Origin of the sequence: Pseudanabaena mucicola FACHB-723, assembly GCF_014696385.1 — a bacterium.
Taxonomy (GTDB): domain Bacteria; phylum Cyanobacteriota; class Cyanobacteriia; order Pseudanabaenales; family Pseudanabaenaceae; genus Pseudanabaena.
Genome location: NZ_JACJQB010000002.1, coordinates 159,281 through 180,411, shown reverse-complemented (window position 1 = coordinate 180,411; position 21,131 = coordinate 159,281). Strand labels below are relative to the sequence as shown.

Sequence of the window (21,131 nt, the reverse complement as noted above, 5' to 3'; positions counted from 1 at the left end):
CTAACTAAAGAAGCGATCACAGTTGATTTTATAAAATCAACTGTGATCGCTTCTTAGGATATTAAAAAGTTGGGATTTTAGAAGTATTTAGGAAATACGCAATAGCTCAACATCAAAAATCAAGGTGGCATTAGGAGGGATGACTCCACCTGCACCACGAGCGCCATAACCGAGATCGGGAGGAATAATCAAGGTGTAGCGATCACCCACTCGCATAATTGAAAGACCCTCATCCCAGCCCTTAATCACTTGACCAACGCCAAGCTTGAACGAAAAAGGACTATTGCGATCGCGAGAACTATCAAACTTAGTTCCATCTTCGAGTGTGCCAGTGTAATGCACAATTACGGTGTCGCCCTTCTTCGGTGTTGCACCTGTACCAGCCGTGATCACTTTATATTTGAGACCAGTGCCAGTTTCTTTGATTTCTGAATCGCTCATACTAATTAAAGGTGCTTCTGCTATTTTTACTTCTGTTTGACTCGGTGCGCCTGTCGATGGAGCACCAGTGCTAGCAACTGCTGCCTGTCCGCCTGTAATTTGAGCAACTACAATGACCAGTACAGCAACTGCCATAATGCCAAAGCTAATCAAAATTCCTTTCAAGGCTGTTTTCTCCAATCAATTACGTAATGACGAGCCTTTGGCATCTTACAGCGATTTGGGCTGTAAAGAAAAGGGTTCGCTGAGCGAACCCTTTTCTTTGGTTATGACTTAAATATGGCTGATTTAAACTAATTGAAGCTAATTTAAGTTGTTTATCTGGAAATTTATGCCAGGAACGAGATTTGAACTCGTGACACGTGGATTTTCAGTCCACTGCTCTACCAACTGAGCTATCCCGGCGTTGCGCTTGTTTTAGCGCTTTACTAAGATAACACCGAAGTGGATTTTAGAGCAATAGTATTTTCAAAATTTTCTCAAAATTTGTTTAGAACCAAAAACAAGAAAGAAGTTGCGGCTCGAAGCAACTTCTAAGAGCCAGTTACAACCCAAAAGACCGATCGCAAACCATCACGCCAAGCCTTAACAGGTTGCTCTGCGGATCTAATTGGCGAAGGAAATGTGACAGGATGCATCTCAATGCCACGACTACCTAAAACAATCTTGCCAATAACCAAGGCGCGGGGCATATGAAACTCGGAGGTAATCACATATACATCCTTGATATTACGCTGTTCTAACTCCGAGACCATCACTGTAAAGTTAGTCACCGTATCAACTGCACGATAATCTAAGTGAATGCGATCGCGTTTTACGCCTGCCTGATCAAAAACATACTCAGCATATTCCTCTGGACTGCCAGAAGAGACAAATATCGGTAACTGTGGATGTTTGAGCGCAAACTGAGCCGCAAATTTTTCGCGAGACGGCTCACCACCTAAAACTAAAATTGCCTGTGGCTGTCGAGCGGCTTGACTGGTGCTGATTGAGGGTAAACATGGTACACCAAAGATCATGCAACCCGAACCAATTAACCCAGATAACGCTGTGGTAGAAATTCTGCTAGAAAATGGGTTAATCATCGTCATTATGGCATCGTGAATCAGCAAGATATTATCGACATGTTGTAACAATATGCAACCAGATATTTCCATTTATTTTCGATATTTTTAGCGCTTGGGCAAATTTTCTCGAAAATTCATTAAGTAACTGGGTGCAATTAAATATAAATCCCTACAACCTGTGGCGCACACACCGTGCGTGCCACGGGTTGTAGCACTGGATTTTACGTCAACTACATATCCAGCTCGCGCCTACCTTCAATTGCTTTCGCAAGGGTTACTTCATCGGCATATTCTAAATCACCACCCATTGGAATGCCAAAGGCGATGCGCGTAACTTTTGTAAAGGGCTTCAGCAATCCACCGACATATAAAGTTGTCGTTTCGCCTTCAACACTAGGGGCAATCGCCATAATTACCTCAGATACTTTATTGCCACTAACGCGGCGAACAAGATTTTGAATATTAAGCTGATCGGGACTTATGCCATCCATGGGCGAGATTAGTCCGCCCAGCACATGATATTTGCCACGATATTCACGGGTTTTTTCGAGGGCAATCAAATCACGGGAGTCTGAGACTACGCAAATCACAGAATTATCACGATTGGGATGGGCGCAGATTTCACAAATTGGCTCTGCGGATAGATGTCCGCAGATGGTACAGCTTCCCACCTGTTGCTTAGCCTGAATTAGTGCTTGGGCAAGGGCTTCGATTTCTTCAGTGGGTCGTTTGATGATATGCAGCGATAAGCGTTGAGCGGTTTTTGCTCCAACCCCAGGTAGTCGCTGCAATTGTTCGATCAGATTAGCTAGGGGGCGAGTATACAAGATAGCAGAGGCATGAAGTGACGTTAACAATTTTAACGTTGCTTCGGGTCAACCCTGTTGCTCCTGTTGATATTTTTGGACGAAGCGACTTTGTAAGTCATAGGCTTCTCTCTCCATTAGGTTATTTTCGTATTTTTGCTTGGCGCGTTTATATTCGACAAAATATTGATAACCAAATTGATCCAATCCGCCATTTTGGAAGCATTGGCGGACATGTACCATTTCATGCACGAGGAGTGATAACTGTTTTATGTCTTCAGGTTTGTAAGCATCCCGTAGATAAATGCGATCGCAATAGGTTTGGGCAATCGACTCAATTTCGCCAAAGTGAACAGCCACATTCCCAAACACCCAGCGATCCATCATCTGCGCGTTGTAAATGACTGTGACCCGATCAATGTAGTTAAGGAAATATCGACGTAAATAGCGTTTCTGGATATTATCTAGCGCTAGTCCATCTCTATTTTTTGAGCGCATGGTTTTTGCCGCCGCCTGATAGGCGATCGAGCCTGCTTGCCCCCAAGCTTCTTCGGCAAGGCTAGATTTTGTCTCCGAGTCGGCAAAAAAACGAAAATCAGAAATCCCAATCAAAGCAATTAGGGATAAGGTGATTAAAAATAAAAAAGCGATTCTCCAAAGTCTATTCATTACGCTTTGTAGAATGATCAACAACAACAGCAATCATTCATATTTGAATGATCTTACTCCTTGTGTTTAACCGTTGGGGGTTAGCTCATTAGAGACAATCACCACCGTAATATTGTCGCGACCGCCGCGCAACTTTGCAGATTCAATTAGAGCTTGGGCGGCTTGCTGACAATTACGAATGCTCTTGAGATGATGCGTGATTCGATCATCACTCAACTCCTCCGTTAAACCATCACTACAGATCAAAAAGCGATCGCCCGGTTGCCATTCAAGTTCTTGAGCTGTAATGGACTTGACATCTTCACGTCCCAAGCATTGCAAGAGCATATGTCGCCAAGGATGGGTTTTCGCATCTTCGGGATTGACTACCCCTGTCTGAATTGCCCTTGCAATCCATGTATGGTCATCGCTGATCTGTTCTAGCTTGGCTCCACGCAGGCGATATAGTCGGGAGTCCCCAATATGACAAAACCAGGGTTGCTCATTACGAAATACCAATACAACAATGGTTGTCCCCATATCCGATCGCACAGGATTTGCTGATTGATCGCGAATGATTTCTTGATTTGCCTTAAAGATTGCCTCTTGCATTAAGGTTTGTGTATCTTCCTCGATCTCCCAAAGTGCTTCTAGACATGCACGAATTGCATCGACAGCAATCTTACTTGCGATCTCGCCGCCTGCATGTCCTCCCATGCCATCAGCAACTACAAAAAATCTGCCATTGGGATCGATATAGTAAGAATCTTGGTTGGCTGATCTGACACAACCTGTATCGGTTGCTCCCGCAAATAGACGCTTCATGTTAAATGGTTCGGCTCGACGTATTTAATTGACTGACTCTAGCTATCGCAATCTTTAGTTTACTGCCCATGGGCGAAAACTAAAGCAGTGGTAATGAAAAATGGAAAAATGAAAATTATGAAAGTCGCAAATGGCATTTACTACTATCGATCATCTTTCAGGACGATCTATTCGTGATAGCAGGCGCAATAAAGTTAACACAAAGATCACTGCAACTATGGTTGCACCCAATGCAGGAATTTGCCAACCATTAATAAATAGCAGGGTGGCACAGAGCAAGCAAGTTGCTCCCAACAAGGCATAAATTGCACCGATGCCGACATTGCTAAGCCGCCTTAACAAGCGGTCAGTTTCTTGCGACTTGATTCTGACGCGAATATCGCCGCGATCGAGCTTTGCAAGGGTGTCATCAATCCGACGCGGTAATGCGATCGCAGTATTGCTGACCTGTGCCGCCTGTCTGCCTAATTCCCCAAAAAAAGCGGTGGATAGGCTACCCGATTCTCTGTTACTACCATTTTCCATAAGATTTGTTGCGTAGGGTTTAGCTACTTCCATAAAGTTAAAGCTGGGATCCAGTCCTTTCCCTAAACCTTCGAGGGTAGAGATGGCGCGAAGCACAAAGGTAAAGGTGGCAGGAAACCGAAAGGGTTGGTCATAGGCGATATCGTACAAATCATCACTAATGGCAGCAACCGACTGTTTTTCCATCGGCTGTCCCATAAAGTTATCGAGCATATACTGCACCGATCGACGAATGGGGCCACTATCACCAGTTATTTCTAATGCACCTAGTTCTACCAAGGAATTAATCACTGCTTCGGCATCCTTTTGAGCAATACCAAAGAAAGTGCGTAACAACTTATCGCGGGTAATTGACTGAATCTGTCCCATCATCCCGAAATCATAGAAAATTAATTCACCTTTGCCTGTGACCGCCAAGTTGCCAGGATGGGGATCAGCGTGAAAGAAACCGTGATTGAGTAATTGTTCTAAATAGGCTTCTGCTCCGATACGGGCGATCGCACTGCGATCGATTCCCGCCGCTTCAAGGGCAGCATAGTTGCTGACCTTAATGCCTGGTAGGTATTCTAAAGTCAAGACTCGCCGCGAAGCATAGCGCCAATAGACTCGCGGTACGATAATACGGTGATCCCCACGGAAATTACGACGAAAGGTATCGGCATTTTTGCCTTCATTTAAATAGTCGGCTTCCTCATATAGAATTTTGCTGCATTCTTCATAAATACCAACCCAGTCACGTCCGCGCCCATGCTTGGGATGGTTTTGAAAATATTGAGCAATCCGCTTGAGAATACCTAAATCAATCGCAAATAATTTTAATAACCCCGGTCGTTGCACCTTGACAACGATCTCTTCCCCAGTGGGTAATAGGGCTTTATGTACCTGACCAAGACTCGCCGCCGCGAGGGGAACTGGCTCAAAGTAGCTAAACATTTGATCAAGGGGTTTCCCCAGTTCAGCTTCGATAATTTGCTGAGCTTTGGTCGCGGTGAAAGCAGGCACTTTGTCCTGTAATTTTGATAGCTCTTCTACCGACTCAGCGGGCAAAATATCCGCACGAGTAGAGAGCAGTTGACCCACCTTAATAAATGTGGGACCAAGTTGTAGCATTGACTCACGTAACCAGACAGCCCGTTTGCGAGTACGTTTTTTTGCCTTGGCTTCAGTTTTGCCACCGATGTAGCTCCATTTCTTGCCATCGATCCAGATCATCCAAGAAAATATAAGGACAGTACGCCAAATATCAATGGTACGAGCGAATTCAGAGTAGTTGTCACGACTCCAGCGATAATTGGTTTCAGAGGATAAAGCTGGCACGGCTCACTTAAATGACGTTAGAACAATCAACAATCTGTAACAAACCTTTACATCTTAGCGTGAATGTTTATAGTTGTTAATATTTGGTCATTAGCAACTTAATCTATGTAAAACCTCTCAAAAGTCTAAAACCAGTCAATGTTTGACAATATTTGTAAATTTATTGCCGAAACTTACTCTGCTGATATTGCTTCATGGTTGCTGGGTGAGCCAATCTTACTTACACAAGTGCAACCTCAAGAGCTAGCAGTTGAACCAATTCGTGCAGATAGCTTAATTTTGCTAGAAGCAGAAGGTCTGCTACTGCATTTAGAATTTCAAACTAAATCTGATCCGCAAATCCCTTTCAGAATGTTGGATTACTGGGTACGTGGGAAAAGAAGATTCCCAGATAAAAAGATACGTCAGGTCGTAATTTATTTAAAAACAACAAGCTCCGATCTGGTTTTTCAGAACAAATTTGAGGAAGATACAACGCATCATCAATTTGAAGTAATCAGACTATGGGAGCAAGAACCAAGCGAATTCTTAGAATCTTCAGGTATGCTGCCCTTTGCTATACTTGTAAATGACCCCAATAAAGAGCATCTACTGCAAGAAATTGCTCAAAAAATTAACGAAATACCTGATCTCAACGATCGTAAAACCATAGGAGCTGCAACCTATGTGTTAGCAGGTCTGGTTTTAGAAGAAAATGTTATTAAGAAAATTTTGAAGAGGGATATTATGCGCGAGTCTGTGACATATCAAGCAATTCTTCGAGAAGGTCGCCAAGAAGGTCTCAAACAAGGATTATTAGCGATTATCCTTAAGCAATTGACCCACAGGTTTGGGACTTTACCACCAAAACTTCATACTCGCATTATGCGCTTACATATCCCCCGATTAGAAAGTCTTGCTGAGGCGATTTTGGATTTTCAGAGTCTTGCCGATTTAGAACTGTGGTTTAGCAAGAAGAAATAAATGAATGGATGCTTTTAATCCGATTCCTCCAGATTGGGTCGAGAAGGCGACTCATGCTAGTGGTTTTTGCTGTCCTCGATGTAGTCAACTACCAAGTAAGGCTAAAGCTGTGTGGATAAACCGCCGATCGCCTGTATATATTGAGAATTATCAACGTAAATGGCAAGAATTCTATCATTGTGAATGTGAGGCGGCTTGGTGGGCTTGGAGTAACGATCGTCCACCATCGGAATTTAGCGATCGCAAAATTCATAATAACTATGACGACGATTTGAGCTAAACCCATGAAATCGCAAGTCGCCCTAGTATTAGCTTTGTCCTTTGTGGCAGGTGCTTATGCCAGTTTTTTATCAGATTGGACAGGCTTTTATGCAGTCTTTGGGATTGGGTTTGGGATATCCCTCTTAGTTCCTGCAATGTGGCGATTGGGTCCTAAACGTTGGGTTTATCTAGCAGCCACCCTAATTGCAATCTTTGCCTGTTTCTACGTCAAAGTTCGCACCCCTCAACCGCAAGCGGAAGACGTTTCTAAATACGCGCCATTATCTAATGTTATCGTCCGTGGCAAGGTCATCGAGACACCTAGTCTAACTCGTAGTGATAGGGCAAAGTTTTTGTTAGAGGTGCAAGAAATTAACCCCTCTGGCAAAGCGAATGATGAGCCTCCTAAACCTGTGACTCCTGAGCCTGAAGATGAAAAAGATGATGCCGAGGTTAGACAGAAGAAAGCAGAAATGCTCAGGCAGATGCAGGAAGAACGGCTTAAGACACTTAATGAGCAAAAATTCATCGCCACATCGGGCAAGCTGTATGTCACTGTCCCCTTGATTGAATCTACAGGATTAAAGTCAGGGCAATTATTAGAGCTATCAGGACGATTATATGTACCGAGCCGTGCCGATAATTTTGGGGCATTTGATTTCAAAAACTACTTAGCGCGACAGGGTGTATTTGCGGGACTGAGTGGACGTTCACTCTTGTTGCAGGGAGATTCACCGAGTTTTGGGGAATGGTGGTTTGTCAGTCGCATTGTTCGCGCCCATGTGACAGGGGCAGGAGTGCCAGAGGGGGCGCTCTTGAGTTCCTTGGTTTTGGGCAGTCGGGCTGTAGATTTACCCAGCGATCTTAAAGATGTCTTTATTCAGGCAGGACTAGCGGCAGTGTTGGCGGCTTCTGGCTTTCAAGTCACCTTGGTACTTGGGGCAGCGATCGCCATCACCCGCACCAGTTCGCTAAAGTCACAATTCATGATTGGTTGCCTTTGTTTAGGGGCATATTTACTGCTGACGGGGGCTAGCCCATCAATTTTACGCGCCGTGGTGATGGGCTTTGGTAGTTTGATTGGTTTGGTGGTGCAGCGACGTAGCCGCCCCGTAGTTGGGCTAATTGTCACCGCCGTATTGCTATTGCTATATCAACCACTCTGGATTTGGGATTTAGGGTTTCAGTTTAGTTTTTTAGCAACCTTTGGCTTAATCACTACCTCTCGTTCAATCATGGAGCGATTGGAATGGCTGCCACCTGCGATCGCAGAATTACTATCCGTGCCGATCGCTGCTTATATCTGGACATTGCCACTGCAACTACTGGTGTTTGGCAAGCTCTCACCCTATAGCTTGTTGGCGAATATGATCACTACGCCTTTAGTATCCATCTCCACCTATGGCGGCATTATTAGCGGATTTTTGGGAGTGCTGTTTGTGCCACTGGGTGCAGCGATTGCATGGTTTCTCTATCCCCTATTGCATTGGACGATTGGGCTAGCTCAATGGATTACTAGTTTGCCCAATGCGAATACTAGTGTTGGTGCGATCACAATTTGGCAAATGTTGGTCGCCTATATGTTGTTCATCGCTATTTGGCTAGTGCCTTGGTTTAAAAAGATGCAGCGCTGGACAATTGCCTTTGCTTTAGCCTGTGGGGTGATGTTTGTTCCCAATGCGATCGCACAGGCAAATACCTTTCAAATCATCTTGCCATCATTTAATGATGTGCCGATCATGCTGATTAAAAATCAAGGACAAACGGTGCTGATCAATAGTGGCAATCGCCAATTTGCTAGTTTTACCTTGCAGCCATTAATCCAAAAGCTCGGCATTAATCGTCTCGATTGGGCAATTTCTACCGATACTCAACCTGATTTTAGTGATGGCTGGAATGTCTTAGCTACTGGTTCAACTAAGATTGGTCAGTTTCGGGACATGAATATTGGCGTTACGCCTAAAACCTATCAGTCACTCCAACAGGCTTTGACCAGTGCCAACACCCCCATTGTCTCCACAAAATTGGGCGAAACCATCACCATTAACAATCAAATATCGTTGCAATTACTTAACCAGTCACCTGATGTACTGAAAATTAAAACTGGTGAATTGTCTTGGTTACTAATTGCCAACACTGACCAAAAATCCCAAAGTAAAATATCTGAACAGGTGGAGTTGCTACCCCAGTTATCGAGTAATGTGCTTTGGTGGACGGGGGGGCAACTTGAGCCAACACTATTACAGGCAATCAATCCGCGAATTGCGATCGCATCCTCAACTAGTCTTTCTGAAGCAATGGTTAATCAGCTCTATGAGAATAAAACCAAAGTGTTATGGACGGGGCGTGATGGTTCAATTCAATGGAATCCTGACCAAGATTTTCAAACTCTCCGCGATCAGCAAGATGCCCAGTCACCAATATGAGCCAATTCAAACCCTAAAACCTGTGGCGCATGCACCACAGGTTTTAGGGTTTGATACTTAATTGCGCCCAGTTAATTAATTTAAATAATCAATACTTTTACTGTGAGTCTATTAATATGCGTAATATGCGATCGCTAATCTTCCCAATTATTCTGACGAGCCTAACTATATCAACTGCCCCTGCCATGGCTCAGTACACAGGGTTAGGTCGCAATAGTGTGTCACCTGAAATACTCCAACGCTATGCCCCACCCGCATTACCCCCCGAAGTTACTCGCCCCATCGAATCAATTTTAGATGTGCGCTCCCCGGGGATGGGTATGGTGACACCCGATGGCAAACGCATGTTTTTTACTTGGAGCATTACAGGCACATCACAAGTGTGGCGACTCGATGGCGCGAAAAAATTTCCCGTCCAAATTACAGGCGGACAAGATGCCACCACGATTGCAGGTATGACTCCCGATGGTAAGCATCTCTTGCTATCTCGCGATCGCCAAGGTGAAGAAGCCCCGGGACTATATTTCCAATCTAGCAATGGCGGCAAATTAGAAGTAATTCAACACTTAGCAGGGGTTCGTACAACGCTGCAATATGTGGGCAATGACTCCCGCACAATTTATTTCAGTGCCAATGATATTAAGCCCGACTCAGTAGTGATCTATCGCTACGACCTCCAAACCAAACAGAAAGTGCAAATATCTGGGGGTGATGGCATATGGTGGATCGCTGATGTATATGTCAATCCCCAAACAGGCAACCGTGAAAAGTTTCTGTTTGGTAAAGCCACAGGCAGTCAATCGCGAGAATATTATGAATATGATGTCAAGACTAGACAGACTACGCCCATGCTCGGACAGGGTGAGCAAGAAGACTATAGCGTTCAATATGGTGTCAGTGCTGACGAATATTTAGTCTTAACACCCAAATTTAGCGAATTTCGTCGTCTTTATCGCTATAAAGACCAAAAATTTACGCCTATCACCCCAGAGTTGCAAGCAGATGTATCAGACTTCAGTATTGATGAGCAACGCCAGCGAATTTTGTACTCAATTAATGATGGCGGCTACACCAAGCTAATTGTGATCGCGGCTAATAATTTCGAGACAATTCAATTACCTGAATTTACAAATGCTGATCATGTATATGCAGGCACGACTACCCGTAATGGACGCTACACCACCATCGGCGTAGAAACTGCTACTGCCCCTAGACTGAGCTATGTTTACGATTGGCAAACCCAAAAGTTGACTCAGTGGGTAGTACCTAGCGCTCCTGAAATTGACACTAGTAAATTTGTGGCGGCAAAGTTAGAAAGCTATCCCACCCGCGATGGTAACGCGAAAATACCCATGTTTGTCTACCGATCGCCACAATGCGAAAATACCCCTCAAAAGCCCCTAGAAAAACCTTGTCCAGTGGTTGTGAATTTCCATGGGGGGCCAGAAGGACAAAGCATTCCTGGCTTTAATCGTTACGCACAGCTATTTGTAAATGCAGGATTTGTATTTGTTGATCCGAATGTGCGCGGTAGTGAAGGCTATGGCAAGACATGGCTCAATGCGGATAATGGTCGCGATCGCTTGAATGTAGTCACCGATATTGAAGATGCCTCCATCTATATCCGTGAAAATTGGCAAATTAATGGCATTATCCCAAAAGTTGGCGTTGTGGGTGGTAGTTATGGTGGCTATGCGGCACTGATGGGGATGTCTAAATTTGCGGGAAGTTATGACGCAGGCGTATCGATTGTGGGTATCAGTAATTTACTCACATTTTTAGAAAATACTGCCCCCTATCGCCGCATTTTACGAATTAGTGAATATGGTGATCCTGTTAAGGATCGTCAAGCTTTGATTGATTTATCTCCTGTCACCTATAGCGATCGCATTAAAGCGCCATTACTAATTATCCAAGGAGCTAACGATCCGCGTGTCCCTGTCGGTGAAGCTCTCCAAATTCAACAAATTCTAGAACAGAAAAAAATCCCTTCACAACTAGTAATCTTCCCCGATGAAGGTCACGGCTCCAGCAAGCGCAGTAACCAAGTTCTAGAAATTGGCTACACCTTGGACTTCTTCAAAAAACACCTGCAAGACTAAAAATTCTCACAAAAAAAGGGTTCCTAAAAGGAACCCTTTTTTTTAACAAAATTAAGAGTTAACCTTGCCGTAAAATACGCCGCGAATTAGCACTTCCTTGGGTTCAACACCACCAAGGTCATTGTCAGAGGTTTGCTCGGTCTCAAAAGTACCAGCAATTTCGCCAGTATCAGCATTGAGTTTGGCAATTTGCAAGGACATCGTACCTTTAGATGTAGAGTCATCCTTAACGCTGCGATTATCAAACTCATTGCGCTTTGCAGGGAGAGCTTCGGCAGAGTCATAACCGATCGCCAGACCACGACCCTTAGGATCGATAAAACCAGAACCGCGATAGGTTGGTACATCAGTAGAACCAATAAAGTCAACTGATGTGGTGATGCCATTCACTCCAGGAGCTGTTTTAGCGTTGTAACCCTTGATGGTGAACAAAATTGCGACTAGTTCGCCACCAGGCATTTTAACGGTGATGGGTTGATAGTCAAGGCCATCAGTTTCAACCAAGCTGAGACTGCCATCGCTATTACCAGTTACAGTTGCTTTAACAAAGTCAAGGCTAGAGGTTGAGCGAGTCACCAACTTGCTGGCAACAAACTCAGGCTTTTTACGCTTGTTGCTAGACTCTTCCTTAACGAAAAATGAAGTTGGCTCTAGGCAAAGCTCGGAAATTTGTGCAGTTTCGCCAGCACCTATGGGAATAAAATTGCGTCCGCCGCGAGAAGAGCCAAGAATATCAGGACATTTATTGGCTAGACCCGTATTTCTGATTTGGTCATAGGTCAGACCTTGAGTACCTGCGATCGCAGTGCTAGCAAATACGCCGCTTGCGACTAACATACATAAACTGATACACAATGTAAAAATTGCTTTCGTAAAACTACGAAATTTCATAAATAACCTCTTCTTAATTTAACGGATATTTTAACGGGTAGTATTGTTAGAGTTATCTTAGACTGTGACTTGCACGCTCTAAAACTAACACTATAAAAATACGATCTGATTTGGGATTTTAAATTGAGATCGCTAGGGAGTTTATGGTGCTTTAGACTAGCCATAGAGGTAAGCTCGCTAAAGACACTTAATTCGTAAAATTCCAATCACCATATTATCGCGCACGAGGGTACTTAGCTTGGCACAAACAGAAATCCAATCACAGAACCAACCACAACATAGACAAACCAATGATTTATCCGAGCTTGAGGGGATCAGCGACCGCCTTTGGGAAATTGCTCAAGAGCAGCAGGGGGAGCCTGATCGTCTTTTGCAAATTTTGCGTGTCCTAGAAGCAACACATAAACGCATTCGCGACGATTTGTTTCAACCTGCATTACCAACCAGTCGGCATGAGCTATTTAATCTCCTACGCGATATTGAAACCAATGGCGGCTGGCCACATATCTATCGCATGAAAATTAATGAAATTTGTCGATATTTAGAGCAACCAGAAGAATCAGAGGAATAAAATTCACTTTATTATTTGGGTTAAGTAGCTAGGTGCAATTCAATATAAAATCCTAAACCCTGTGGCGCACGCGCAGCGTGCGCCACAGGGTTTAGGTTTCAAATCCAAAAATTAGAGTTGCGACGCAAAGCTAATCTTTTACTGGGAAGGGATCATTATCAAAAAGCAGAAGGGCTGCTTGGCTACCCTTCTGCTTTTTGATGTTATGTCCTGATTAGACGCATTAGACGCGGCGGTATTGCTGATAAGCAGCGAAAAATAGTCCACCGAGGGTAATGAAAATAAGACCGAGGCAAATGCCTGACAAAATTGGTTCTACCATAAATATTTATTAAACTCCACTGACCTAATAGTTTACTTTACAGCGCAAAGTGCTGAGATGAAAAACAGAGAAATTTTCTAAAAGATCTATTCTCAAGCTTTATGGGGTAATACCTAGAAATATAAAAAGGCAACGCTTTGCGTTGCCTTTTTATATTTCTAGGCAGGATTTTGAGTATTGGGAGCAGGCTGCACCAAGAATAAACGTTCGATATTTTCGTATAACTTTTGGGCTAGTAAGTCATTAGCTGCTTCCGTAAGATGGATCGGATCGATGAAAGACTGTTGATTTGTGCCTTGAAATAGCTGATAGAAATTAACAAATTTGGGCTTGACGGCACTTTCATTCAGGGTTTGTTCGGCAACCTTATAGGCATTAGAAATGCGATCGCGATATTCTTTACCCAATGACTTGAGGATTTCCTCTTCTTCCTTCGTTAAGTTCTGTTTACCAGTAATTTCTGGCTGAAGCACAATTAAAGAAGGTATGCCAGAGGCTAAGCGCGTCATTTGCTGAGTGTTATAGAGATAGCGATCAACCCGCTTTTTCAACTCTTGCGGATCTTTGCTAAATTGCTCAGTGTTGAAAATTTGATAGTCAGAGTTAAAGTTAGCTGCACTGACGGGAACTACCCACTTTTGCCAAGCTTTGACTAAATAGAATGAGCTTAACCAGTTACTAAATAGCTGACTCTGATGCTGGCGATATTGGGCGATGGGATCGCGTAACATCTGCTCAATGTTGCCAATTTCGCGCGCATTCTGATCACTTGGTGATCGCAAATCTTCATAGCCATCAAGAACAACTAGAGCATTTGGGTTATAGGCCATTACCCTATGGGCTAGTAATGCTAACTCATTGCCAGAGCTATAGCCTGGTACAGCCGCCGCAATTACCCGATAACTACCATCTTGAATCCTTGCAGGAAGTGCTTGCATCGCCTCAACTTGATCAGCAAAGAAAGGAGTTTCTTTAGGCTTAAACTTTTCAGGGTTAGCATTTTGAGCGCGTACTCGATCATTCAAGAGCTTTTCCATCTTGAAAGCTAAAGCCTTTTGATTTTTTTCCGCCATATCGGTGAAAGCCGTAGAGCCTCCCACCAAAAATACTCGAATTTCATTGGCAGGCTTGATGATTGGAACAGACGAGTCTTGACGAAATCCTTGGTCATTAATCTGCCAATATTCGCTACTCTGACTAGGCATCAATTCATAGCCCAGCAGAGGGCTGCGTTTTACTTGCAGTAGTCCTGAATCTGAGAGTCCAGGATAAGCATTACCATTAGAGTCCTGTAATTTAAAGGCATAAGACTGTGCGATCGCAACATTTTTATTGGGAACGAGTGCATTATTGCTACCTGTTGCCAAAATTGCCCCTCTCGCAATCAGTTCAGCCAAAATTAGTAATAATGGCAAACCAATCAGGATCAGAAGTAAGGTATTTCGCAACCAAGATTTGCGCTTGGATTGCCAAGAAGATGAATATCGGGGTCTACGCATGACTAGGCTACTGGTGTGCGGCTTTACAGCTTATAACAATTTTTAAATCAAAACTAAAAAATGGCGTAGCCATTTTTAGTTTTGGTATGACTATGGATTTTTGAAGATCACCTAAACAATAGCCTGATCTACTTAAGTTGGATTAGCTCGATTTTATAGCCATCGGGATCTTCAACAAAGGCAATTTCGGTTGTACCATGCTTCATCGGACCTGGTTCACGGGTAATTTTGCCACCTTTTTGACGAATTGCCTCACAGGCTGTATAGATATTTTCCATGCCAAGGGCAATATGACCGTAGCCAGTGCCGATTTCATATGCCTCGGTGTCCCAATTATGGGTTAGCTCAATGACAGCATTGCTGGACTCGTCACCATAGCCCACAAAGGCTAATGTAAAACGACCTGTGGGGTAATCTTTACGGCGCAAGATTTTCATGCCAAGAACATTGCTATAAAAATCGAGAGATCGCTCTAAATTTCCAACTCGTATCATTGTGTGTAAAACGCGCATATTGCCTCTATAAAAATCTCCTACTATTCATCTTGCTACATATAGCGTTTTACGGTCTAGTGAAGTACGGGGTTATTTCCCCGCCCAAGGCGGGGAAATAACCTTATCAAAAGGATTAACGATCATAATCTTCGTCGTCTAAACTTCTCTGCTCCACCATCCAGTCTGAGTTCTGCCCGCCAATGATTACTTCCTCGATCGCAACATATTCTTTATCAAACTGACGTAGCGCATTGACCAAAATATCAATTGCGATCGCATCGGTTGTACCCAAATCAACCCAACAACGCGCCCAATCATTTTCATACTCTATATCAGTCATGTTGTGCATGAGAGACATCATTTCGTCATCGGCGGCTTGGTTGTCATAGTCGAAATAACTAACATCCACGCCAGTTTCTTGTACCTGCATATTGCAAGCATTAAAGCCACCCAACTTACCCAATAGAAACCAAGAATTAAATACTTCGTCTAACAGTTGCTTTTCCGACTGCGATGGGACTTCGCTAAATTTGATCCAAATCCATAGGTCAAACCAATCACATTCTCGAAATCTAACTTCCATAAATCAACAGTAGGTATTTGACAGATCTGTAGTATTATCCATGCCAATAACTGCCTGAGACATGAAATCACATGTAATTTTGGCTATTACTGCCTATAGCTTGGTAATCGATTTAGCAGTTTGTAACGATTAGTTACGATAGAGTGCTAAAGTTAAAGGCAAATTGGTCTAAATTTTCAAGAACCCTGTCTTAAATTCTTGAAGCCAAACAAGTATCTTAAAAAATGTGTTGAGTCCCATCTTTGCTCATAGATGGACTATCGCTGAAGCAAATATTCAGTCGTGAGGAGTATCCTTTACCTGTGGCAACAAATCCCATCAATCTAGGTAAATCAGGTTTGTCAAACAAGTCACCGCAGCCCAAAAAAGCTTCGATCAGTCATTCGATCAGTCAAAAGTGGACACTGTTTGTGGTGTTATTTGTGGCGCTGCTGTCGGGGGGACTGGGCGCAGGGCTTGCTTTTGTATTAAGTAGTAGACCCTTCCAGCAAAGTCAACTATCGGCTGACGAATCGTCGGTCTTTAATAAAAATGCTGATGATATGACTTCTGCGATCGCAGGTATACCCACCCTCACCCGTCCCGTCAATATCCTCTTGCTAGGAACCATCGTTCTGACCTCTGACTTGCCCAATGCTCAGCCTGCCGAGAGAGGTGTAGCGTTGGATCAGGTTGAAGGTAACCTCAATGGCATGAGCGACGCGATGCTGCTGATTCGCTTTGACCCTGAAACTCAAAAGGTTGCCGTACTCTCTATCCCTCGTGATAGCCGTGTTGATATTAAGGGTGTGGGCAGAACCAAAATTAATTTTGCCAACTATGCAGGTGGTGCAGCGTTGTCTGCTCAAACCGTGAGCGAAGTATTGGGTGACATTCCCATCGATCGCTATATCCGCTTCAACGTTGGTGGATTTGGGCAGTTAGTAGATGCGCTTGGTGGCGTGGAGCTATATGTGCCAAAGCGAATGAAATATCAAGATGATAGCCAACGTCTATATATTAACCTCAATGCAGGCACGCAATTTTTGGATGGTAATAAATCCATTCAATACATGAGGTTTCGCCATGACGATCTAGGCGATATTGGTCGTGTTCAGCGTCAGCAAGCTTTTTTCCGTGCTTTTATTGAACAGAAACTCAAGCCTGAGACAATTGCTAAATTGCCTCAGGTGATGAGTATCCTCAAAGACAATATTGACACTAACCTGTCAGTCGAGGAAATCCTTGCCCTTGCAGGCTATGCGTCAAAAGTTGATCGCAAAAATGTGCAGATGCATATGGCTCCCGGACGCTTCAGTAACCCTGGCGAATTTGATAATCTCAGTTACTGGATTTTGGATAATCGTCGCCTTGCCACGATCATGAGCCAAAGTTTTGGGGTGATGAAACAAGCATCTGGAAATACTCTCGATAATTCGCCAGAATACTTACGAGTGGCAATTCAAGACAGCATGTCTCAACCTGAAGGCTCGCGCAGAGCAACCACTGTGCTGTCTAAAGCAGGATATGGTCAAGTATTTGCCGCTAGTGAACGCTGGTCGAAGCCTCTTGCCAAGACTCAAATTATTGCTCAGGGTGGTGATCTTGAAAGTGCTCAGAAATTGCGCGATACCCTAGGCGTTGGCGAAGTATTAATTGAGTCTACAGGAGAATTAGAGTCTGATATTACAGTCAGAGTTGGTAAGGACTGGCTACAGGCAAATCGGATTCCCCTCAAACCTGCGACCAAAGCTAACCCAAGCAGACCACAATAAACAAGTGACAGCGCGAAGCACTGTCACTTGTTTATTAGCTATGATCTTGGAGTCATAGCTGCGCCAAATCCCATGACCTCTTTTTTGACATTTTTACTTCAAAAAATTTTACTGCCACTCATACGCATTCTGGTCTTTGCCTATATTGGCTTAGCAGTTGTGTTGTATATTGGTCAGTCAAACTTGGTATTTATGCCCAGTAAAGATGTTGTTGAGACTCCCGCAATACTGGGGATACCCTTTGAAGATATTTCGCTAGTTACTAAGGATAATGTCAATTTATCAGCTTGGTTTGTGCCAGCTAGAGATAAGGACTTAATTGGCAAGGGCGTAATTTTGTTTTGCCATGGTAATGGCGGCAATATCAGTAATCGGATTAGCTATTTACCAATCTTTAGAGAGTTAGGTCTATCTACTTTTGTCTTCGATTATCGCGGCTATGGCAAAAGTGAAGGCAACCCGACAGAAGAAGGGACTTATCTTGATGTTGAAGCGGCTTGGCAATATCTGACACAGGAGAAGCAAATTCCCCCACAAAAAATTATTATCTATGGCGAGTCCTTAGGTGGAGCGATTGCCTCGTATTTAGCACAGAAAATCTCGCAGGAAAATATTAAAGCAAGGGGTTTAGTGCTTGCCTCAACGTTTACATCTATTAGCGATCGCGCTTCTGAACTATATCCATTTTTGCCAATACGACTTTTATGTAAATTTACCTATAACTCGATTGAGCGTTTAACGAAGATTAAAATGCCTGTTCTAGTCATCCATAGTCGCGATGATGAGATTATTCCCTTTGCCCATGGCGATCGCAATTTTCAAGTAGCCAATCAGCCTAAAACTATGGTTATCCTCAAAGGCGATCATAATTCTGGTTTTCTCGATTCTCTTGCAACCTACCGCAAAGGGCTTGATGAATTTATGCAAGCGATATAATTTTAGCCAGCGCTTGCATAACTGCAAAATCACCAATTACTAATTCAGGAACATCTGTGCTTTTAGGTTTCGATCCCGGAAAACAAAAATGTGGTGTTGCGGTCATGGGTCTAGATCGTAAGCTTTATTTTCAGGCAGTTATCCCCAGTGCTGCTGCGATCGCAAAAGTTGGTGATTTATTAAAGAGTTATCCGATTTCGTTGATGGTAATGGGTGATCAGACCGCATCTAAGCAATGGAAAGCGGAAGTACAGTCCAACTTCCCAGATTTAAGAATTATTACGGTAGATGAAAGATTTAGCAGTGAAGAGGCTCGTAAGCGATTCTGGGAAATTTATCCTGCGACGGGTTTGATGAAGTTAGTGCCGATGGGGATGCGATCGCCCGATCGCCCCATTGATGATATCGTTGCGGCAATTTTGATCGAGCGCTATTTGAGCCGATTGATTAGCTCATAAACCTAAAAAAGTGACGTTTGCGCCCATGATTTCTCTAAAAGTTTTGTCAAGCTTCGTGAAGTAACGTTAAGTAAGCTTGAAGCAGGGGTGTATAGAAATGATATCTTTGCACTTGATATCAAAAGCGTATACGCAATTTGGGAGAACATCTCAATGTCAGAAGAACAAGCAACAGAAACCTTTACTGCTCCTGCTCCCACTGGCAAAACCCCAATCTGGGGCGGTAGCACAGGTGGTTTGCTCAACGCAGCCTTCACCGAAGAAAAGTACCTGATCTCTTGGAATAGCCCTAAAGAACAAGTATTTGAAATGCCTACAGGCGGCGCTGCAACCATGGTCAAAGGCGACAACTTGCTTTACTTAGCTAAGAAAGAGCAAGCTCTCGCACTGGGTACACAGTTGCGTAAATTTAAGATCACCAATTACAAAATTTGGCGCGAATTTCCTAATGGCGACCAAGTGTATCTCCATCCTCTAGATGGTGTATTCCCTGAGAAGGTGAATGCTGGTCGTGTTGCCGCTAATAGCGTCAGCCGCAAGATTGGTGATAATCCTAATCCTGTAAGCGTTAAGTTTACTGGTAAGGCAACTTACGATGTTTAATTAATAGCCTGTCTATTAATATCGCTCTCATTTATTTTTTCATTTTTATAAAAGCCACTGCGATCGCAGTGGCTTTTGTATTTTGAGAGGTAACTGGCTGTAGCTATATAGCAAAAAAGTTTTGCTGAGGACATAAACCCAAGAATCGGGTGGCGGCGCAGTGTGCCGCCACCCGATTCTTGGGTTTTGATTTGTACTAACTAACTCTCGCTTTGCTATACCTCAGAATCTATAGGTTTTTCTAATCACTCTGATAGCCTGCTTGAATCTACCTTTAGCGGTATAGTATATTAAAAAATATGAAGTAATATTAAGTCAATGAAAGACTTTTAACTTTACTTAACAGTTAAACCCCAAGGAGATTATTGCAATGGAAAACACCACAGAGCCTAAATTCGGTTTTAACAACTTCGCAGAAACTTGGAACGGTCGTCTTGCAATGCTTGGCTTCGTTATCGGTTTAGCGACAGAACTAATCACTGGACAAGGTATTCTTTCTCAAATCGGCTTGATCTAATCGATCTCATCGTCATCATTATTTGAATAAACAAAAAAGTGCGCCAAAAGCGCACTTTTTTGTTGGAACTAATTGCGCCTAGCTACCCAGTAAATTTTGAGTAGCAGTTTCGACATTTTGCTTCTTAATTAACGACTCTCCGACCAAAACTGCACTTGCGCCACAATTTTGGACAAAATCCAAATCTTGACGGGTGTAAATGCTAGATTCACTCACCCAGAGATATTTTGCTCTTGTGGCAGCATCTAAACGTTCCATCAAGACTTGGGTTTGAGCTAAATCAACCACAAAGGTTTCTAAATTGCGATTATTAATGCCAATGAGGCGCACATCAGGAATCTGTAATACGCGATCAAGCTCAAATTGGGTATGTACCTCGACTAGTGCGGTCATGTTGAGTTGGTGAATTATGGCTTGCAACTCAGTTAAATCAGCATCAGTAAGAACTGCGGCAATTAATAGCACGGCATCTGCGCCATACAATCGACCTAGATAGATTTGGTAGGGATCAATAATAAATTCTTTGCACAATAGCGGTAAGTCAACGGCTTGACGGACTAGGCTCAGGTTCTCGAAGCTGCCTTGAAAAAACTGAGAGTCTGTCAAAACTGAGAGACAGCTTGCACCGCCACCTTGGTATGCCTTTGCGATCGCAATTGGATCAAAATCTTCGCGAAATACGCCTTTGCTAGGAGATGCTTTCTTGACTTCGGCAATTAGTGCGGGTTGGATGCTAGCATTTTGCAAGCTACCATAAAAATCTTTAGGTGTGGGTAACTTTTCGACTCTCGCTTTGATTGACTCAAGGGATTCATTTGCATACATCTGAGCAACTTCACGCTCCTTGTGCCAAACAATCTTTTCTAAAATATTTTGTGGCGTATCGGTGGATTTTGCGATCGCATAGCCTTGGTCACGAGCGGTTTCAGATTGGCGGCGTACTTGCATTACAGAAAACAATTTCGAGCATGGAGAGAACAACTTTTAGCATAGAACAATTTTTCAATTAGAAACTCAAAAAACTTGTTGTCAAAAATCAAATTATGCCTTCGCCGCAATCAAGCCAAGCCATAATTAATTGATCACTCAGTATCAATTAATTGCATTGATTTACAAAGTTAT

At 43.3% G+C, this 21,131-nt stretch carries 22 protein-coding genes and 1 tRNA gene; 10 read left to right on the top strand and 13 right to left on the bottom strand.

The annotated features are described in order from the left end of the window. Nucleotides 1-87: 87 nt before the first annotated feature. From H6F41_RS02450 to H6F41_RS02420, 7 genes are all read right to left on the bottom strand, one after another. Nucleotides 88-606: an FKBP-type peptidyl-prolyl cis-trans isomerase gene (locus tag H6F41_RS02450; protein WP_190401879.1), complete on the bottom strand. Its 519-nt coding sequence runs from the start codon at nt 604-606 to the stop codon at nt 88-90. Between the two features lie 167 nt (nt 607-773). Next, nucleotides 774-846: transfer RNA gene (locus H6F41_RS02445), tRNA-Phe, on the bottom strand. Nucleotides 847-974: 128 nt separating this feature from the next. Then, a complete protein-coding gene (locus tag H6F41_RS02440) occupies nt 975-1,598 on the bottom strand; it encodes a YdcF family protein (RefSeq protein WP_242022878.1) in 624 nt (207 codons plus the stop codon). 140 nt (nt 1,599-1,738) lie between these two features. Continuing rightward, nucleotides 1,739-2,335 carry a recombination mediator RecR gene (recR, locus tag H6F41_RS02435; RefSeq protein WP_199288635.1) on the bottom strand — a complete coding sequence of 199 codons (597 nt, stop codon included), beginning with the start codon at nt 2,333-2,335 and terminating at the stop codon, nt 1,739-1,741. Between the two features lie 48 nt (nt 2,336-2,383). Further along, nucleotides 2,384-2,983: a hypothetical protein gene (locus tag H6F41_RS02430; protein ID WP_190401878.1), complete on the bottom strand. Its 600-nt coding sequence runs from the start codon at nt 2,981-2,983 to the stop codon at nt 2,384-2,386. 66 nt (nt 2,984-3,049) lie between these two features. Continuing rightward, entirely contained in the window at nt 3,050-3,787 is a 738-nt protein-coding gene (locus H6F41_RS02425) for a Stp1/IreP family PP2C-type Ser/Thr phosphatase (protein ID WP_190401877.1), read from the bottom strand. A gap of 150 nt (nt 3,788-3,937) precedes the next feature. Next, nucleotides 3,938-5,629 carry an ABC1 kinase family protein gene (locus H6F41_RS02420; protein ID WP_190401876.1) on the bottom strand — a complete coding sequence of 564 codons (1,692 nt, stop codon included), beginning with the start codon at nt 5,627-5,629 and terminating at the stop codon, nt 3,938-3,940. A 138-nt stretch (nt 5,630-5,767) separates the two neighbouring features. Between H6F41_RS02420 and H6F41_RS02415 the strand changes: the two genes are divergently transcribed. The 4 genes from H6F41_RS02415 to H6F41_RS02400 all read left to right on the top strand — a co-directional run bounded on the left by H6F41_RS02415 (nt 5,768) and on the right by H6F41_RS02400 (nt 11,381). Then, a complete protein-coding gene (locus tag H6F41_RS02415) occupies nt 5,768-6,592 on the top strand; it encodes a DUF4351 domain-containing protein (RefSeq protein ID WP_190401875.1) in 825 nt (274 codons plus the stop codon). A gap of 4 nt (nt 6,593-6,596) precedes the next feature. Beyond that, nucleotides 6,597-6,872 carry a hypothetical protein gene (locus H6F41_RS02410; protein ID WP_190401874.1) on the top strand — a complete coding sequence of 92 codons (276 nt, stop codon included), beginning with the start codon at nt 6,597-6,599 and terminating at the stop codon, nt 6,870-6,872. A 4-nt stretch (nt 6,873-6,876) separates the two neighbouring features. Beyond that, nucleotides 6,877-9,279, top strand: coding sequence for a ComEC/Rec2 family competence protein (locus tag H6F41_RS02405; RefSeq protein WP_190401873.1), 2,403 nt, complete (start codon nt 6,877-6,879; stop codon nt 9,277-9,279). Nucleotides 9,280-9,395: 116 nt separating this feature from the next. Further along, a complete protein-coding gene (locus tag H6F41_RS02400) occupies nt 9,396-11,381 on the top strand; it encodes a S9 family peptidase (protein ID WP_242022877.1) in 1,986 nt (661 codons plus the stop codon). Between the two features lie 51 nt (nt 11,382-11,432). On the opposite strand, the gene psbO is transcribed toward H6F41_RS02400, so the two are convergent. Beyond that, complete coding sequence (gene psbO / locus H6F41_RS02395; RefSeq protein WP_190401872.1) at nt 11,433-12,272, bottom strand: photosystem II manganese-stabilizing polypeptide; 840 nt, start codon at nt 12,270-12,272, stop codon at nt 11,433-11,435. Between the two features lie 238 nt (nt 12,273-12,510). Between psbO and H6F41_RS02390 the strand changes: the two genes are divergently transcribed. After that, nucleotides 12,511-12,843: a hypothetical protein gene (locus H6F41_RS02390; protein ID WP_190401871.1), complete on the top strand. Its 333-nt coding sequence runs from the start codon at nt 12,511-12,513 to the stop codon at nt 12,841-12,843. A 223-nt stretch (nt 12,844-13,066) separates the two neighbouring features. Here H6F41_RS02390 and petG read toward each other — a convergent pair whose 3' ends face one another. From petG to H6F41_RS02370, 4 genes are all read right to left on the bottom strand, one after another. Beyond that, a complete protein-coding gene (gene petG, locus H6F41_RS02385; protein WP_071590170.1) occupies nt 13,067-13,165 on the bottom strand; it encodes a cytochrome b6-f complex subunit V in 99 nt (32 codons plus the stop codon). 158 nt (nt 13,166-13,323) lie between these two features. Next, a complete protein-coding gene (locus tag H6F41_RS02380; protein WP_190401870.1) occupies nt 13,324-14,664 on the bottom strand; it encodes an SGNH/GDSL hydrolase family protein in 1,341 nt (446 codons plus the stop codon). 128 nt (nt 14,665-14,792) lie between these two features. Then, entirely contained in the window at nt 14,793-15,176 is a 384-nt protein-coding gene (gene gloA / locus H6F41_RS02375) for a lactoylglutathione lyase (protein WP_190401869.1), read from the bottom strand. A 115-nt stretch (nt 15,177-15,291) separates the two neighbouring features. After that, nucleotides 15,292-15,741, bottom strand: coding sequence for a DUF3531 family protein (locus H6F41_RS02370; protein ID WP_190401868.1), 450 nt, complete (start codon nt 15,739-15,741; stop codon nt 15,292-15,294). Nucleotides 15,742-15,983: 242 nt separating this feature from the next. Here H6F41_RS02370 and H6F41_RS02365 point away from each other — a divergent pair, with 242 nt between their 5' ends. From H6F41_RS02365 to H6F41_RS02345, 5 genes are all read left to right on the top strand, one after another. Further along, nucleotides 15,984-17,495: an LCP family protein gene (locus H6F41_RS02365; protein WP_199288628.1), complete on the top strand. Its 1,512-nt coding sequence runs from the start codon at nt 15,984-15,986 to the stop codon at nt 17,493-17,495. Between the two features lie 72 nt (nt 17,496-17,567). After that, nucleotides 17,568-18,431, top strand: a complete 864-nt coding sequence (locus H6F41_RS02360) for an alpha/beta hydrolase (RefSeq protein WP_190401867.1) — start codon at nt 17,568-17,570, stop codon at nt 18,429-18,431. A 56-nt stretch (nt 18,432-18,487) separates the two neighbouring features. After that, nucleotides 18,488-18,889: a Holliday junction resolvase RuvX gene (ruvX, locus tag H6F41_RS02355; protein WP_190401866.1), complete on the top strand. Its 402-nt coding sequence runs from the start codon at nt 18,488-18,490 to the stop codon at nt 18,887-18,889. 153 nt (nt 18,890-19,042) lie between these two features. Beyond that, a complete protein-coding gene (locus tag H6F41_RS02350) occupies nt 19,043-19,492 on the top strand; it encodes a photosystem I reaction center subunit II PsaD (protein WP_190401865.1) in 450 nt (149 codons plus the stop codon). A gap of 370 nt (nt 19,493-19,862) precedes the next feature. After that, nucleotides 19,863-20,009 (top strand): chlorophyll a/b-binding protein, encoded by a 147-nt coding sequence (locus H6F41_RS02345; RefSeq protein ID WP_190401864.1) that lies wholly within the window; start codon nt 19,863-19,865, stop codon nt 20,007-20,009. A gap of 78 nt (nt 20,010-20,087) precedes the next feature. Here H6F41_RS02345 and trpC read toward each other — a convergent pair whose 3' ends face one another. Continuing rightward, nucleotides 20,088-20,957 (bottom strand): indole-3-glycerol phosphate synthase TrpC, encoded by an 870-nt coding sequence (gene trpC / locus H6F41_RS02340; protein ID WP_190401863.1) that lies wholly within the window; start codon nt 20,955-20,957, stop codon nt 20,088-20,090. Nucleotides 20,958-21,131: the final 174 nt, after the last annotated feature.

Bases quoted from the DNA above. Each gene is read 5' to 3' on its own strand.
- H6F41_RS02400 (WP_242022877.1), top strand. From the start codon at position 9,396: ATGCGTAATATGCGATCGCTAATCTTCCCAATTATTCTGACGAGCCTA.
- H6F41_RS02360 (WP_190401867.1), top strand. From the start codon at position 17,568: ATGACCTCTTTTTTGACATTTTTACTTCAAAAAATTTTACTGCCACTC.
- H6F41_RS02350 (WP_190401865.1), top strand. From the start codon at position 19,043: ATGTCAGAAGAACAAGCAACAGAAACCTTTACTGCTCCTGCTCCCACT.
- gloA (WP_190401869.1), bottom strand. From the start codon at position 15,176: ATGCGCGTTTTACACACAATGATACGAGTTGGAAATTTAGAGCGATCT.
- H6F41_RS02425 (WP_190401877.1), bottom strand. From the start codon at position 3,787: ATGAAGCGTCTATTTGCGGGAGCAACCGATACAGGTTGTGTCAGATCA.
- H6F41_RS02430 (WP_190401878.1), bottom strand. From the start codon at position 2,983: ATGAATAGACTTTGGAGAATCGCTTTTTTATTTTTAATCACCTTATCC.
- H6F41_RS02345 (WP_190401864.1), top strand. From the start codon at position 19,863: ATGGAAAACACCACAGAGCCTAAATTCGGTTTTAACAACTTCGCAGAA.
- H6F41_RS02410 (WP_190401874.1), top strand. From the start codon at position 6,597: ATGGATGCTTTTAATCCGATTCCTCCAGATTGGGTCGAGAAGGCGACT.
- petG (WP_071590170.1), bottom strand. From the start codon at position 13,165: ATGGTAGAACCAATTTTGTCAGGCATTTGCCTCGGTCTTATTTTCATT.
- H6F41_RS02440 (WP_242022878.1), bottom strand. From the start codon at position 1,598: ATGGAAATATCTGGTTGCATATTGTTACAACATGTCGATAATATCTTG.
- H6F41_RS02370 (WP_190401868.1), bottom strand. From the start codon at position 15,741: ATGGAAGTTAGATTTCGAGAATGTGATTGGTTTGACCTATGGATTTGG.
- H6F41_RS02415 (WP_190401875.1), top strand. From the start codon at position 5,768: ATGTTTGACAATATTTGTAAATTTATTGCCGAAACTTACTCTGCTGAT.
- trpC (WP_190401863.1), bottom strand. From the start codon at position 20,957: ATGCAAGTACGCCGCCAATCTGAAACCGCTCGTGACCAAGGCTATGCG.
- psbO (WP_190401872.1), bottom strand. From the start codon at position 12,272: ATGAAATTTCGTAGTTTTACGAAAGCAATTTTTACATTGTGTATCAGT.
- H6F41_RS02380 (WP_190401870.1), bottom strand. From the start codon at position 14,664: ATGCGTAGACCCCGATATTCATCTTCTTGGCAATCCAAGCGCAAATCT.
- H6F41_RS02405 (WP_190401873.1), top strand. From the start codon at position 6,877: ATGAAATCGCAAGTCGCCCTAGTATTAGCTTTGTCCTTTGTGGCAGGT.